The 14732-nt window shown below is 58.2% G+C and carries 16 protein-coding genes and 1 pseudogene; 5 read left to right on the plus strand and 12 right to left on the minus strand.

Going from position 1 to position 14732, the window contains the following annotated elements; genetic code table 11:
* Positions 1–44: 44 nt before the first annotated feature.
* The 7 genes from gspF to gspG are packed head-to-tail and all read right to left on the minus strand — an operon-like array spanning position 45 to position 8197.
* Positions 45–1256, minus strand: a complete 1212-nt coding sequence (gene gspF, locus AC0IXS_RS02530; RefSeq protein ID WP_057408330.1) for a type II secretion system inner membrane protein GspF — start codon at positions 1254–1256, stop codon at positions 45–47.
* Entirely contained in the window at positions 1256–2674 is a 1419-nt protein-coding gene (gene gspE / locus AC0IXS_RS02535; protein WP_057408329.1) for a type II secretion system ATPase GspE, read from the minus strand. The genes gspF and gspE overlap by 1 nt, the downstream gene beginning before the upstream one ends.
* Positions 2671–5028, minus strand: a complete 2358-nt coding sequence (gene gspD / locus AC0IXS_RS02540) for a type II secretion system secretin GspD (RefSeq protein ID WP_471823661.1) — start codon at positions 5026–5028, stop codon at positions 2671–2673. Before gspD ends, gspE begins: the two co-directional genes overlap by 4 nt.
* Positions 5025–5594 (minus strand): type II secretion system protein GspM, encoded by a 570-nt coding sequence (gene gspM, locus AC0IXS_RS02545; protein WP_122574279.1) that lies wholly within the window; start codon positions 5592–5594, stop codon positions 5025–5027. Before gspM ends, gspD begins: the two co-directional genes overlap by 4 nt.
* Positions 5587–6762 (minus strand): type II secretion system protein GspL, encoded by a 1176-nt coding sequence (gene gspL / locus AC0IXS_RS02550; RefSeq protein WP_471823663.1) that lies wholly within the window; start codon positions 6760–6762, stop codon positions 5587–5589. The genes gspM and gspL overlap by 8 nt, the downstream gene beginning before the upstream one ends.
* Positions 6759–7739, minus strand: coding sequence for a type II secretion system minor pseudopilin GspK (gene gspK, locus AC0IXS_RS02555; protein WP_471823665.1), 981 nt, complete (start codon positions 7737–7739; stop codon positions 6759–6761). The genes gspL and gspK overlap by 4 nt, the downstream gene beginning before the upstream one ends.
* Positions 7740–7747: 8 nt before the next feature.
* A complete protein-coding gene (gene gspG, locus AC0IXS_RS02560; RefSeq protein ID WP_471823667.1) occupies positions 7748–8197 on the minus strand; it encodes a type II secretion system major pseudopilin GspG in 450 nt (149 codons plus the stop codon).
* 144 nt (positions 8198–8341) lie between these two features.
* Here gspG and gspI point away from each other — a divergent pair, with 144 nt between their 5' ends.
* Positions 8342–8728 carry a type II secretion system minor pseudopilin GspI gene (gspI, locus tag AC0IXS_RS02565; RefSeq protein WP_191957863.1) on the plus strand — a complete coding sequence of 129 codons (387 nt, stop codon included), beginning with the start codon at positions 8342–8344 and terminating at the stop codon, positions 8726–8728.
* Between the two features lie 5 nt (positions 8729–8733).
* On the opposite strand, the gene AC0IXS_RS02570 is transcribed toward gspI, so the two are convergent.
* The gene (locus tag AC0IXS_RS02570; protein WP_191954254.1) at positions 8734–9165 is read right to left on the minus strand and encodes a type II secretion system protein N; all 432 of its coding nucleotides are present in this window, start codon (positions 9163–9165) and stop codon (positions 8734–8736) included.
* 83 nt (positions 9166–9248) lie between these two features.
* Between AC0IXS_RS02570 and AC0IXS_RS02575 the strand changes: the two genes are divergently transcribed.
* From AC0IXS_RS02575 to AC0IXS_RS02585, 3 genes are all read left to right on the plus strand, one after another.
* Positions 9249–9710, plus strand: a complete 462-nt coding sequence (locus AC0IXS_RS02575) for a prepilin-type N-terminal cleavage/methylation domain-containing protein (RefSeq protein ID WP_471823669.1) — start codon at positions 9249–9251, stop codon at positions 9708–9710.
* Positions 9707–10318, plus strand: coding sequence for a prepilin-type N-terminal cleavage/methylation domain-containing protein (locus AC0IXS_RS02580; protein ID WP_471823671.1), 612 nt, complete (start codon positions 9707–9709; stop codon positions 10316–10318). The genes AC0IXS_RS02575 and AC0IXS_RS02580 overlap by 4 nt, the downstream gene beginning before the upstream one ends.
* A gap of 191 nt (positions 10319–10509) precedes the next feature.
* Positions 10510–10641, plus strand: coding sequence for a hypothetical protein (locus AC0IXS_RS02585; RefSeq protein WP_235806270.1), 132 nt, complete (start codon positions 10510–10512; stop codon positions 10639–10641).
* A gap of 11 nt (positions 10642–10652) precedes the next feature.
* Here AC0IXS_RS02585 and AC0IXS_RS02590 read toward each other — a convergent pair whose 3' ends face one another.
* Positions 10653–10976, minus strand: coding sequence for a hypothetical protein (locus AC0IXS_RS02590; protein ID WP_141699408.1), 324 nt, complete (start codon positions 10974–10976; stop codon positions 10653–10655).
* A 239-nt stretch (positions 10977–11215) separates the two neighbouring features.
* Between AC0IXS_RS02590 and tnpC the strand changes: the two are divergent.
* Positions 11216–12381 (plus strand): annotated as a pseudogene (tnpC, locus tag AC0IXS_RS02595) (IS66 family transposase); the annotation flags it as partial.
* A gap of 290 nt (positions 12382–12671) precedes the next feature.
* Here the strand turns inward: tnpC and AC0IXS_RS02600 are convergent.
* The 3 genes from AC0IXS_RS02600 to AC0IXS_RS02610 all read right to left on the minus strand — a co-directional run bounded on the left by AC0IXS_RS02600 (position 12672) and on the right by AC0IXS_RS02610 (position 14147).
* The gene (locus AC0IXS_RS02600; RefSeq protein WP_057409801.1) at positions 12672–13118 is read right to left on the minus strand and encodes a hypothetical protein; all 447 of its coding nucleotides are present in this window, start codon (positions 13116–13118) and stop codon (positions 12672–12674) included.
* Positions 13119–13531: 413 nt separating this feature from the next.
* Complete coding sequence (locus AC0IXS_RS02605) at positions 13532–13819, minus strand: hypothetical protein (RefSeq protein ID WP_057409802.1); 288 nt, start codon at positions 13817–13819, stop codon at positions 13532–13534.
* Positions 13820–13832: 13 nt separating this feature from the next.
* Positions 13833–14147, minus strand: a complete 315-nt coding sequence (locus AC0IXS_RS02610) for a TreTu family toxin (protein ID WP_137201984.1) — start codon at positions 14145–14147, stop codon at positions 13833–13835.
* Positions 14148–14732: the final 585 nt, after the last annotated feature.

Consider the following 14732-nt stretch of genomic DNA (forward strand, 5'->3'; position numbering starts at 1 on the left):
TTGAACAGAAGTCCCTCTTGATCGAGGGCCTTCTGCATGGCACATCAACCGACCAGTTGATTGATCTCGATGATCGGCAGCAGCACCGCCAGCACGATCACCAATACCACACCGCCCATCACCACGATCATCAGCGGCTCGAGCAATGCCGTCATGCCCATGGCGCGACGCTCGATATCCCGCGACAGGGTCTGCGCGGCACGCTCCAGCATCGGCGGTAACGCGCCGGTTTTCTCGCCGCTGGCAATAAGGTGGATGAGCAGCGGCGGAAAGACCTTCTCGACACGCAAGGCTGCGGCCAGATTCACGCCTTCGCGCACCTTGGCGGTGGCTTCGGTAACGCTCTCGCTGAGACGGTCATTGGACAGGGTCTGACGCGCCGCATCCAGCGCGCGCAGCAAGGGCACACCAGCGCCGCCGAGAATCGCCAGGGTCGAGGCGAAGCGCGCGGTGTTGAGACCCAGCACGAAGCGACCGATCAATGGCAAACGCAGTACACGTGCGTGCCAGCTCAGGCGCGCTGCGGGATTGCGCAGGTAAATCCGCCAGCTCCAGACGCTGATTGTCAGACCCAGCAGGCACAACCAACCCCAGCCACGAATGAAATCACTGGCGTTGAGCATGGCCAGCGTGAGGCCCGGCAAATCCTGCCGTGCCTGTGAAAAGGCGCTGACCACTTGTGGCACCACGTAACTGAGCAGAAAGATCACGATGGCAATCGACACCAGCCCTACGACCCCGGGATAGATGAACGCGGTCAGGATCTTGCTACGCAGGCCGTTGCGCTCTTCGATGTAATCCGCCAGACGCTCCATGACATGCGCCAGATCACCCGACTCTTCACCCGCTGCAATCAACGCCCGGTAAATGTCCGGAAAATCACCGGGGCGAGCAGCCAGGGCTTCGGCCAGACGCATGCCGCTGCGCACATCGCTGCGCACCGCGCCAAGGGTCTGGATGATGTGTTTGCGCTCGGCCTGTTCCAGCGTGGCAGTCAACGCTTCATCCAGCGGCAGTCCCGCACCCAGCAGGCTTGCCAGTTGGCGCGTTACCGACGCCAGGTCAGTGTCCGAAAGCCTGGCGCTGAACAGTCCGCGCCCTCCACTGCCCGCCCGAACCGTTTCCGGCTCGACCTGCAACGCCGTCAGCCCACGGCTGCGCAGAACGCCGAAGGCGGCGTTGCGGCTGTCGGCCTCCAGATGCCCGGATTCGATTCTGCCCTGCGCATTGGCGGCTTCGTAGCGATAGCGATTCATCAGACGTCCCGTGTTACGCGCAGAATTTCTTCAGGCGCCGTGGTGCCACTGCGCACCCAGCGAGCGCCATCCTCGCGCATGCTCAACATCCCGGCATAGCGTGCAGCCGCGCGCAAAGCCTGTTCGTCGGCACCGCTGTGAATCAGGCTGCGAACAGCGTCGTCGACACAGAACAGTTCGTGAATGCCGGTACGACCGCTGTAGCCGATCTGATTACAGACCGCACAACCCACCGGACGCCAGGTGCCGGGCACGGCCGGGTCTTCCTGCTTGCAGTGCGGGCACAGACGGCGCACCAGACGCTGGGCAAGCACGCCCAGCAGCGACGAAGCGAGCAGAAAGGGCTCGACCCCCATATCGATCAGCCGGTTGACCGCCGACACCGAATCGTTGGTGTGCAGCGTCGCCAGCACCAAGTGGCCGGTCAGCGAGGCCTGCACGGCGATCTGAGCGGTTTCCAGATCGCGAATCTCACCGATCATGATGATGTCCGGGTCCTGACGCAGGATGGCGCGCAGAGCGAGAGCAAAGGTCATGTCGATGCGGGTGTTGACCTGAATCTGGCTGATGCCCGGCAGGTCGTACTCCACCGGATCCTCGACGGTCAGAATGTTGCTGGTGCTGGCGTCCAGTCGTGCCAGCGCGGCATAGAGACTGGTGGTCTTGCCGCTGCCGGTAGGCCCCGTAACCAGCACGATCCCATGGGGCTGACGAATCAGGTGATCGAGTCTGGCGAGCAGGTCCGGGTCCATGCCCAGGGTTTCCAGTTGCAGGCGTCCGGCCTGCTTGTCCAGCAAACGCATTACCACGCGCTCGCCATGGCCGGTGGGCACCGTGGAGACACGAATGTCGATCGGTCGTCCGGCCACCCGCAAAGCGATTCGTCCATCCTGCGGCAAACGTTTTTCGGCGATGTCCAGTTGCGCCATGATCTTGATCCGAGAGACCAGCGAACCATGCAGCGCCTTGCGTGGCGACACCACGTCGCGCAGCGTACCGTCGACGCGGTAGCGCACCACGGAATGGCTTTCGTAGGGTTCGATGTGAATGTCGCTGGCCTCGTCCCGCGCCGCCTGGGTGAACAGCGCGTTGATCATCCGGATCACCGGCGCACCGTCCTGCGCATCCAGCAGGTCGGTGATTTCCGGGATGTCCTGCATCAGACGGTCCAGATCTGCCTCGCTCTCGGCCGCACCGACCACCGCAGCAGCACTGCCGGTGTCGGCGTAAGCGGCTGCCAGCAGCCCGTCCATCTGTGCATCGTCAACACGTTCCAGAGTGGCCGGCCCGAACTGTCGGCGAGCCTCGTTGATGGCCCAGCCGGGCGTCGACTGGCACAGGACCAGCACCGCCCCCTGCTCGCTGCGCCGCAACAGAATGCGCTGCGCCTTGGCCCACGCATAGGGCAGCCCGGTCATGGAGCAGGCACTGGCACGGCGCGAATCGTCGCGCGTGGCATCTGTCCTGGCGCGGGCACCGATTCGGGAATCGCCTTCGCCGCTGGCGGCAGTTGCGGTCCTTGCATGTCCGGCAACGCCCAGTTGCGTTCCGGCTGCAGGCTGCCCTGAGCCCGGCGCATGTATTCGTAGCGATTGAGCGTGATGCTGCGCCCTGCGCCGCTGTCACGAATAATGTAAGGCCGCAGGAACACCATCAGGTTGGTCTTGGTCATCTGACGCCGGTCATTGCGAAACAGCACGCCCAGCACTGGAATGTTCGACAGCCAAGGCACTGCGTCATTGCTCTGGTTGTAGCCATCCTGAAGCAGGCCGCCGAGGACCATGATCTGCCCGTCATCGAGCAGGATGCTGGTGTCGATGGCGCGCTTGTTGGTCACGGTTCCGGCGTCGACCGACGCACGCTGATCGACGCTGCTGACCTCTTGATAGATGTCCAGCTTGACAGTACCGCCCTCGGAAATCTGCGGCCGTACATTGAGCTTCAGACCCACTTCCTCGCGCTCCACGGTCTGGAACGGGTTGTTGCTGGTGCCGCCTCCGCCCGTCACGTAGCTGCCGGTGACGAACGGAATCGTCTGGCCGACGAAGATGCTCGCGGCTTCGTTGTCGAGTGTCAGCAGGTTCGGCGTGGACAGCACGTTGCTGCCGCCTTTGCTCTTCAGCGCTCGCGCCAGCACCTTGAGGTCCAGCACCTCGCCGATGCCCGGAATGGTCACTGCGCCTTTCACCACGCCGACATTCAGCCCCGGCGGCAGTACATCGATAGTCGTGCCGCCAGCCGGGTTACGGACCAATCCGCTGCCGCCCAGATTGGCACCCCCGAACACACCGCTGCCACTCAGGTTGCCGGTCTGCCACTGCACGCCGAATTCGTTGGCATCGTCCTCACTGACTTCGACGATCAGGCTTTCAATCACCACCTGGGCACGCCGCTGATCCAGCTGGTCGATCACCTCACGCAGATTGCGGTACAAGGGTTCCGGCGCCGAGATCAGCAGGGTGTTGGTGGTCGCATCCGCCTGAATGGTCACCCCGCCTGCGGTGAACGCCGTGCTCTGATCGCCCTGCTGACCGCTGACTCCCGCACTCGCCGTCGCGCCACCGGCCTGCCCATAACCGTTGCTGCCTGTACCACTTGCCGAGCCACTGCCACTGGACGTGCTGGTGGTGCCCTGCCCTTCATTCTTGTTGCTCGTCCCGCCCATGCCGCTGAGCATCGCCCGCGCAGTATCGGTCGCGCCGCTGTCGCTCTCCCCCGTCAGCAGACCGCGCAACGCCTGGGCCAGCTTGCCCGCCTGGGCATTGCGCAGATAGACCACATGCAGGTTGCTGGGATTGCTCTGGGCGTTATCCAGTTTGTAGATCAGGTTACGCGCCAGCTCGGTACGCTCGGGGCTGCCAGCCCGGATGATGATGGCGTTGGAGCGCGGATCACCGATCACGCTGATCTTCTGGGTCGGGTCGCCGCCTTGGGTGTCCAGCAGCTCACTGACCATTCCGGCGATGTCCACGGCAATGCCGTTGCGAACCGACACCACGTCGGTGTCAATGGCGCTGGGTGTGTCGATGCCGTCGATGATCTGCGCGACGCGGGTCAGGTTTTCCGCGTAATCGGTCACCACAATGGTGTTGTTGCCGGGATAGGCATTGATCGGGTTGTTCGGCGACACGATGGGCCGCAGGACCGGAATAAGGTTGACCGCGTTTTCGTACTGCAGCCGAAAGGTGCGGGTCAGCATGCCATTGCCGGCCGGTTTGTCAGGGCTGTAGATCGGCCCGCCCAGCAGCTTGGCATCCGCCTCGGGCACCACATGCGCAACACCGCCGACATCGACAACGCTGAAACCCTGCATGCGCAAGGCGGACAACAGCATGTCGTAAGCCTGAACGGCAGGCACCTGACCTTCGCTGACCAGGGTCAGGGTACCGGTGACGCGCGGATCGACCAGAAACTGCTGGCCGGTCGAGCGAGACAGCGCACGCACGACGGCCTGAATATCGGCGTCGACAAAATTGAGTTGCACCGGTTGATTGCCCAGCATGCTACGCGCTGCGGCAGGACTACGGCCGCCGTTCTGCCTGCGTGGCGTGCTGATCGGATGTTGCACCCTGGGCTGACTTGGCACGCTGGTCTGCGCACGCTGGCGATCAAGCAAGGCGTCGCCACTGCGCTGCGTGTTGGCCAAGGGCTGGCCCAGTTCGCTGTCCATTGGCGGGGGTGGTGTCGAGTGGGTGCATGCACTCAGCGCCAGCAGCACGAAAGGCAATGCCTTGCGACACGGGCGCACATCATTGAAGCCTAACCACTTCATAAAGCTTCCTTGCTGGCGCCGGGCGCCTGATCCATGCGAACGATCCCCGACAAGTGACCTGCCGAGGCTTGTGCGGAAGCCCCGTCTGCGCGTTGCAGTCGGGCTTCGGTAACGTAAAGCGAAAACTGTTGCGGCTGCTCCAGCAACCACCGCATGACGCCATCGGCCGGAGCCTGATTGAACGTCAGTTGCCAGGTCGAATCACCTGTTTCGGTATCAGCCTGCAACCGATAGACCTGCTCCAGTCCGGCGGCTTCCAGACTGTCGCGCAACGCCTGCTCCAGGCCCTGGCCTGACACTTGCGCGGACGGAGCCGGCAGTTGTTGCAGCAACGTTTCGAGGGTTTTTTTCTGAGTACGCAGTTTGGGCGTCTCGGCCTGCCAGTAAGCGATTTTCTGCAACGGCGGCTGGATCAATAGCAGCCACACCACCAGACCCGACAGCACCCACGCAGCGCCGGTCACCAGTTGCCTTTCCCGCCGCGTCAGGCCAGACCAGCCTGTCGCTGCACGGGTACGCCAGATTCGCCAGCGCGCTTTCGCAAGGTTCAGCGTGGCTCTACTCATGATCGTCGCCTTGAGCTTCTTCGCTCTCGGCTGAGGTGGATTCAGCCAACGGGCTCAGCGTCCACAAACGCTCCTGGCGACTGACACTCAACCCGACCTGTTTCAGTGTGTCCTGCCAAGCACTGTCGACGGGCACCTGCGGCGTTTCTTCCAGAATTTGCAGTTGCAACCTGTCGCCAGAGAACGTCAGGCTTTGCACGCTGCCAGCCATGAAGGGCATGCCCTCGGCGGCCTGTTTCATCAGATGAGTGAAGCGCTGACCGGGATCACTTCCGGCACCGCCCTGGCGTGCGGCCAACTGCTGACGGGCTTGCTGCAAGGGGTTGAGAATCACCGGCAGTTCTGGAAAAGCCTGCTTCACGCGCTGACTCATGCCGGCCTTGAGCGTCTGCCCTTGCGCAGCCTCGCGAGCGGCATAGAGGTTCAGCCCCAACGTCCACACGGCGACCGCCAGCACGCAGCAAATCAGAGCGGGTGTCCAACTGGACGCCTGACTGGCTGTACGGCCAAGCCCCGCATGCAGACTCCAGCCCGGTGCGGCACCGCTCAGCGCCTGCTCTGTCGACAAGGTCTGCGTATCAACTGCTCCGTCATGGCCAATCCAGCAAAGCTCGCCACCCGAAACGAGCCGTTCATCCAGTTCGTCTCCAGCGCAAGGCTGCACCACGGCGTGATCGAGACCATGACGCAGCAGCCAGTGCTCTTCCAGCAGACCTGCGCTGATCTGCCCTGCTACAGGGACCGGCAAACCGAACGGCGCCGGATACAGCCCACGCAATGGCAGGCGCATCTGACTCAATAACCCGGTCAGCCGATCCAGCGACTCTTTTGGCAGCCAGGCGACCTGCACATGACCTTGCGCGTCGCGGGCGCTGTAGGCGATGTGCATCTGATCGCTGTTACCGAGCATCAATCCTTGCGCGGCGCAGATAACGGCAGCCTTGAGACGCGACCCGCTCAACGGCGGAAGATCGATAACAGTCAGAACGCTGTCCAGCGGGTGCAGGTAGCACTCAACGCCCGACGTCTTCGGCCCTGTGGCCAAGGCTGACAAGGTGCTGTGTCCGCTTTCGGCGACACGGCCTGCGCGGTCCAGGCGAGCGAATGCCACCGTCGTCTCCTGGGCCAACTCAGTCAGAGGCGGCAAGGCGATGCGCAAGCGGCTCATATGCCCACCCGTGACCAGATGACCCGTGGCAGCGTGTCGCCGGCGCGATGCAGCAAGGCCTGGATTCTGACCTGACGTTGCTGGGGACGCGCCTGCCCGCGCAGCATGAACCACTCACTGGTGACGCCGACGTTGAGGTTGTCGACCGTCAATTTGGGCACCCGCAACCGGTTGATCAGGTCGCCACGGTTGACGAACCACACACCCCTGTCGCGCTCGGACACCACCGCCTGCGCTCTGGACAACGACAGGCCGGGAATAACCGCCGCCAAGACCTCGGCGCTGGCCGTATTGCCGTTCACCCAGGTGTTGCTCGGTAGCACACTCACGTAGTAGTCGAGACGCGTTAGCGAGGCCTCGGTCAGGCCGGCCATGCCACGCAGGTCTTCGAGGCTGCGCAGCATCGGCTGGGTGGCTGGCAGAAGCGTTTGCGCGGTGCCGGGCGAAGTCACTCGACCGCTGTCGAAACTGCTCGCCGAGCCCGTCGACATTGACGTGGAAAGCAGCCTTGGATAGGACGCGATGACCCGCTGACTGATGCGCTGGGCCAGTGCGGCATCGATGCCGATCAGTTCGCACAATCGCTCGAAGCTGCGCTGCTGCCCGATGTCCGCCTGTTGGTTGGTCAGCAGGTTGCGCAGATTGAACTTGCCTTGCTGATCCTGCAATTGCCCTTCGAACTCACCCGGCTCGGCATTCGACGCGTCGATGATGATCGGTCTGGCCCACGGCTGATCAAGGCGCGTCGAAGCGTCCTGCTGACGCGAGTCCCACAGCAGTTGGCGACTGATCTCAAGCCCGCCCAACAACTGCTGACTGCCCTGCACACGCGATTGCTCGGCTTCAAGGCTGCGAGTCAGCACGCCCTGACGAGTGAGCATGCCTGCCGCAATCACCGCCACGATTGCAGCGATCAGCAACGCGCTGATGATCGCCGAGCCACGCTGTCGGGACGCATTCAAGAGAACGTTTTTCATGGCAGCGCTTAAAGCTGCCAAGAGCCGATATCGGCATTCACGCCGTCACCGTCCGGCTGGCCATCGGCACCGAGGGAGAAAATGTCCACCTCGCCGTTGACGCCAGGATTCAGGTAATTGTAGGGGCGACCCCACGGGTCGTTGGGCAGTCGTTCAAGGTAGGAGCGCCAGTTGCTTTTACTGGCATTGGCCGGGCGCTCGACGAGCACCTTGAGGCCCTGATTCTGAGTGGGATAACTGCCGTGATCGAGGCGGTAAAGCTTGAGCGCCTGCATCAAACCGCCGATATCCTGCCTGGCTGCCGTAGCGCGGGCCTGATCGGGGCGGTCCAGCACTTTGGGGACCACGATGGCCGCCAGAATACCCAGAATAACGACCACAACCATGATTTCGATCAGGGTAAAACCAGCCTGGGCGCGATGGCCTGCAGGCCGCTGCGTGACGCGCGCGACTTCCATATCTACTTCCCTTGATAATCCTTATCAGCGCCGCAGTGTAACAAAACTATAAAACGGGACGAGGGAAATATTCAGTGATTTGCGTTCGCATCAGAACGGTGGACCAGTGCTATTCTGCGCCCCTGTAGTCCGCCAGGAGGCACCATGCGACAGACACACAAGGAACGTGGTTTCACCCTGGTCGAGGTGCTCGTCGCGCTGGCAATTATCGCCGTGTCCATGTCGGCAGCGGTGCGTGTTGCAGGTGGGATGACACAAAGCAATGGCCTGCTGCGTGACCGATCAATCGCCCTGCTGGCCGCGCAGAACCGACTCGCGGAATTACGTCTCGAAGGTCAGCTAAAGGCTGGTGTGAAAACCCTCGATTGTGATCAGGGACGTCTGCTACTGCGCTGCGATCAGACCCTGAGCGCCATGGCCGGTGGCACGCTGATGCGCGTAAACGTGAGGGTGTCGGAACGTGAGCGACAAGGGCCGCCGCTGGCGCGTCTGGAAACAATACTGGGCCGCCCCTGGGTCAAGCCGCAGTGAGCCATTCAGCGACGTATCAGGTCCGGCAGCCCGGAGACCTCGGAGAGCGTGCTGACCTTGATTCGGGTCTGCTCCGATCCACGCTCGATCACCACGCCGTCCGCTTCTATCGCGACCAGACGCACATCCCTCGCCAGTCGCTCGCCCGCCATCACGCTGCGCGCCGGACCATCATTGAGCCGGATAACCGCCACCGCACCTCGCGCGCCTGCCATGACACCGGACACACTGATCTGCACTTGCGAAGGCTGATTGGCAAACCATTGGCTTGCCGAGCTGGCGGAACCACCTTCCTGGGTTACGCTCGTCTGCAAGGGCGCGGACGACTGAGCCGATGTCATCAATAACGAAGACCAGACCACCACGCCTGCCAGCGCCGCAAGCAAGGCCGCTGACTGCAACAATCGCGGAGCCGATACACCAAAAGCAACTGCCATGACTGAACCTCCTGTTCGTCTGGAACCAGAGTCTACATCAGACTGCGCGTCGGTATAGCGGCTCAACCAAGGACCCCGGCTTCATGACCATGGACAGGCAACAGGGCTTCACTTTGATCGAACTGATGGTGGTGCTGGTCATCATCGGCATCGCCAGTGCCGCCGTCAGCCTGAGCATCAAACCCGATGCCGACGCACTGCTGCGCAAGGACAGCCAACGGCTCGCGCAACTGCTGCAGATCGCCCAGGCCGAGGCCCGCGCCGACGGCCGCCCGATCACCTGGCTGGCCGATGGCAAAGGCTTCGTTTTCCAGCGACGCAACGCAGAGGGCAACGGTTTTGATCACTTCACAGACGACCCGCACCTCCATCCGCGCAAGTGGGAAACCCCGTCCATGCGCGTGCAGATCCAGCCTCGCCAATTCGTCGTACTGAACGCCGAATGGATCACGCCGGTGCTGCACATCCGCCTCTCCGATGGCGAACACACGCTGGGCGTAGAACGTTCGGCCTTGGGCCAGTTGAACGTGGTCAGTGCGCCATGAACAAACATCAGCGTGGCTTTACCCTGCTCGAAGTGATGGTCGCGATTCTGCTGATGTCCATCGTCAGCCTGATCGCCTGGCGCGGCCTGGACAGCGTGACCCGCACCGACGCCCGACTGCGTGAAAACACCGAACAGACCGAATCCTTATTGCGCGCCTTTAACCAGCTGGAGCGCGACATGGCCCTGCGCGCCAGCATCGAAATGCAGGAACCGGACCTGGACGGCGATCAGAACGACCGACCTCAGGCCCCGGCAGCAGTCAGTGTGCGTGCTGCGGATACGGGCGACTTTCGTCTGGACGTGATTCGCAGTGCCGCCGTATCGGGCGAAGGTTTGCAACGCGTGCGCTGGTGGCTGAAAGACCGAACGCTCTATCGCGCCATGGGCCTGCCGAGTGATCGATATCCACTGCCTGCGCCCAAGGAAGGGGTTGCGGTGCTTGCGGGTATTGTGGATATGCAGACACGGATCTGGAGGGCGGACAATGACTGGCACACGCTTGATGGTAATCGGGAGAATAATCCCAAGGGGATCGAGATTCGATTGACTCGGGAGACGGGTCAGGGGCGGGAGGAGTATAGGAAGGTGGTTGGGAATTTGGATTGATGGGGGTTTAGGGACGCTCCGATCAACTACAGTAACCGCTCCATGAACACCAATCAAAACGCAAAGCTAATGCCGGAAGCTGGATTCCCGATTTTTTTAGAAGCCCATCTACCATGATGCGACTCAACGCTCAAGTCGAGAAAGTGTACCTCTACCCCAAGACCGTTGACTTTAGAAAATCCATTGACGGCATGGCTGCGCTGGTCGAACCGGATATCAGGATTGACGTGTTCAACCCGGTACTTTTCGTTTTCCTCAACAAGCGACAACAACGCTATTCCCCCAACAAAAACGAGAGCTTTAATATTTTTCTCCAATCATAAAAAACCTCCAATCAGTACTTATAATCCTCAGGAATTTCAATATTCTTATCCCTGTAGATCACAAGCATTTTTTCTAAGTCCTCATGAATATTTAAAAAGTAATCTGAAAGCGTTAAAAATCTAATGCGAGCCATAGTGAGCGCCCCTAAACTCAAAACATCATCATTGTTTTCTACCCCAGCAATCAATTTTTCAACATCATCAAAAGCAAGGCGCAAATCCTTTGAAAGTTCCTCATCCCAGTCTTGCCTATAGTTAGCACTCCAGTCGTCGTGGCAAAAATCTATCTTATTTTTTGAAATAAGAGCAGAGATTATTTTCTTCACATCATTCATGCATGTCATTTTATAGTCCTTCCAAATGCAGCGTCTGTCTTTTTAATGTTAATACTACCATCCAAATTAAGGGCGTACGTAGCCTTGCTTCAAAGTTTCCCTAGGGTTTCTTCAACCGTTGCGTAGACTGTTGCTTTGGCGTCTTGATGCACCTCGCGAAACCCGTTCCCCCAATGCTTCCGCGATCTCAGATCGCGTAGTTTTGATCGCCCAAAACGTGATGCCGCTTTTAGAAGGTCAAACACGCCATCGGCGAGGAAGTCAGCGAGCAGCTTGAGATCGTGCCGATGCAGATCCGGGTCATCAAGCATGTTCGTAAAATCTATGGCTGCCGCCACTGCGAAACGGCACCCGTCACCGCGGACAAGCCTGCTCAACTAATTGAAAAAAGTATGGCCAGCCCCAGCGTTCTGGCGATGTTGCTGACGACCAAATACGTCGATGGCTTGCCATTGCATCGCGTCGAAAAAGTGTTGGGTCGCCACGGTATCGATATCCCACGCCAGACCTTGGCGCGCGGGGTTATCCAGTGCGGCGAACACCTGCAACCCTTGCTGAATTTGATGCGCGACCGGCTACTGGAAAGCCGCGTCATCCACTGCGACGAAACGCGCGTGCAAGTGCTGAAAGAACCAGATCGAGAATCGAGCAGCCAATCCTGGATGTGGGTGCAAACCGGCGGGCCGCCGAATCAGCCGGTGATCCTTTTCGACTACTCGATCAGCCGGGCGCAGGAGGTGCCTACGCGCCTGCTCAATGGTTATCGCGGTTACGTGATGACCGATGATTACGCCGGTTACAACGCCTTGGGCGCCCAAACTGGAGTCGAGCGTTTAGGCTGCTGGGCGCATGCGCGACGCAGTTTGTTGAAGCACAGAAAGTGCAGCCCAAAGGTAAAACGGGGCGTGCCGATATCGCGCTGAACCTGATCAACAAGCTGTATGGGATCGAACGCGACTTGAAGGCCAGTAGCGATGCTGACCGTAAAAACGGCCGTCACGAACATAACCTGCCGATACTGGCTCAGTTGAAAAGCTGGATCGAAAAGACGCAGCCCCAGGTCACCGCTCAGAATGCCTTGGGCAAAGCCATCAGTTACCTCGCAAGTAACTGGAGCAAGCTGGAGCGATACGTCGAGGAAGGGTATTTGCCGATGGACAACAACGCGGCAGAACGCGCGATCCGCCCCTTCGTGATGGGAAGAAAGAACTGGCTGTTTAGCGACACGCCCAAGGGCGCCACGGCCAGTGCTCAACTGTACAGCTTGGTCGAGACTGCCAAAGCCAACGGCCAGGAGCCCTATGCGTGGCTGCGCCACGCACTTGAACGTTTGCCAACGGCGACATCGGTAGAGGATTACGAAGCCTTGCTGCCGTGGAACTGCGAACCTCGACTTCACAGCTAAACGCTTTACCCATCTTTAGCCAAGTGGGGTTTATGGAGCGCTTACGAAAATACTCACCTCGCACGAGGTACGTGTTGTGTATTGAGATTTTGCTCCTGTTAAGGAGCGAAAAATCATGCTGAAAAAGGGCGTATTGGTTAGGTAGACCGAAGGTCGTCAGACTGAGGTGCAGAAAGACTACAGAACGGGTGCAACTTGAGTGCAGAGAGGGCGCAATCAGGGTGCAGCAGCAACTGAAAATACCGGCGCAAGAGTGCGCCGGATCACAGACAAAGCAAAATACCTGCTGATTAAGACTCTGGCAAAACCGAAAGTACTGCTTTAAAAATATAAGTTCCATCATCAACGGCTGATGATGCCTCATATATTGCTTCGGTCGCTGTCATAAGCGAATCCTCTCCACCAGCTAAGGACAGCGCCGATACAGCGCGGGCCTGGCTAAACAACTGAAGTCCTTCTTCATTTAAGTTTTGCCCTTCATCCAGGCTGTCTTGCAAGTCAAAATACTTCTCATCTAACTGTGCAGCTAAAGCATCTAGCCCAGACACCTGATCAGTCGTGATTTTATTACCAGATCGTAGCTGCCTAAGAGATTCGACAACAATAGGCACTTCTACTGGACAGGCCTGAAAAGCAAGTTCACAAGCCACTTTTACAGCACTTCTTCGTTGCTCTTGACTGACTAACTTAAGCTTTTCTACAAGGCCTTTCTCAACCATTTCTAAACGCATAATCATTGCTTAGCCTTTGGCAGTGGTTTTAATGGTGTTGACACATTGGTCCTGTCGGCTCAATCACGTTCTGATATGATGCACAGACAGGGCGTGTCGCACCGATATCAAAAGCTTTCAATCCGTTAGCGTTGGCATAGCTGACAATATCCGCTTCTGCGTGGCCGGTTCCAACAACTACTTTCTCGCCTTCTTGCAAGCTCACTCCAGGACGAAGGTAGCTACGAGGTTAACTTGTACTGACCAGAACAGAGCGAACACCATTCGCATCCTCTACTACCGCAACACCCATAGTTATTCGGCCTTGAGAATTCGCAGACATTTGTGACTGAATTTCACTTACACGACTCTGGATAAGGTTAGATGGGTTGTCGTAGGCAAGACCTCGCCCTAGAGATGTACCCGCGCCTTTTGCACCATCAACTATCCTGCGTTAATATTTCTAGAAACCTATCAAATGCCTTAGAAACAGATTCTCCCTCTTCTGGAGAGAGCAACACATTCATAACCTGATTATCAAGAGCCAAGTCATATATATCAATCCCCACCCAACCCTTGGACCAAAATTCGATAGTCCCTAGCTTATTGAAACCTTCCAGCTCTATCCTTTCAAGGTCACCAAAATCTCCATCAGCTAATGATGAGTACTCTAGAGAAAACCCCTTCAGAAGTGGTTTTACGCTTTCATCAAACCTGGAACTATCCATGACTTCTCACTTCTCACTTCTCACCCAGAACTTCAATACTTTTGATCGCCGGAAGATGTTCGCCGCCTTGCCTATTAAACATGAATTGTTGAGACTTACCAGCTTCAGGCCCAATCATTTTAAACCAGCCATCTTTCCCGCCTTGCAGCAAGCTGTTAGCTGGAACATCAAATTTAACATAGACAGAGCCTTTGGCTGCAGCTCCTTTAAAGTCGGCGATGCCGTTAGTCGAAATAAAGGTTTGCCCTCCAGCTCCTAGCACCACTTTATTTGTATTTTGCATCTGCGCCAACTCAACAGGAGACATCCACCTTCCTACACGAGTCATGCTGACTTCGTTGATTGCCTTGGTTTCGCCAAGTTTTAACGAAGAACTGACTGTCGCCTTTTAACCTATTCAGGAATAATTTGCAACTCGCTCCATAGTGGTTTCAGTCCTAGGCTTTGCATATAAGTCCCATAGTCGACAAAGGCATTAACCCCAACTTCTTCGTATAAAAGCCATGAAGCTTCGCACTCTTGACATACGAACAAGTAAGTGTCGCGGACTATAATCCTAACCTTGACAATATCTCCTTGCTCACACCTTGGACACAACATATAGAATTTCTCTATTTAACAGGATAGGCGGTAATGACCTGATTGGTCCTAGGCCGAACAATATCTTAATATTCGTTTCTCCCGAAGTACCAATCGCTCGACCCATAGGGACAACATATGCACCCGGATCACCTACCACAGGACTACTTTTCTTGAGCAATGCTTCATGAACAGCGCCTAAAATTTCTTTTCTGTACATATCAAAGACGCTATGCGCTGTCTTAACCGGACTCGGCTCCGCATGCTCTAAAACATGCAATACTCTGTTTCCTTGAACCGATCCTTGTCCATAGTATAAACCCGCTGGGGCTGT

The organism is Pseudomonas sp. AC016 (genome assembly GCF_979253365.1).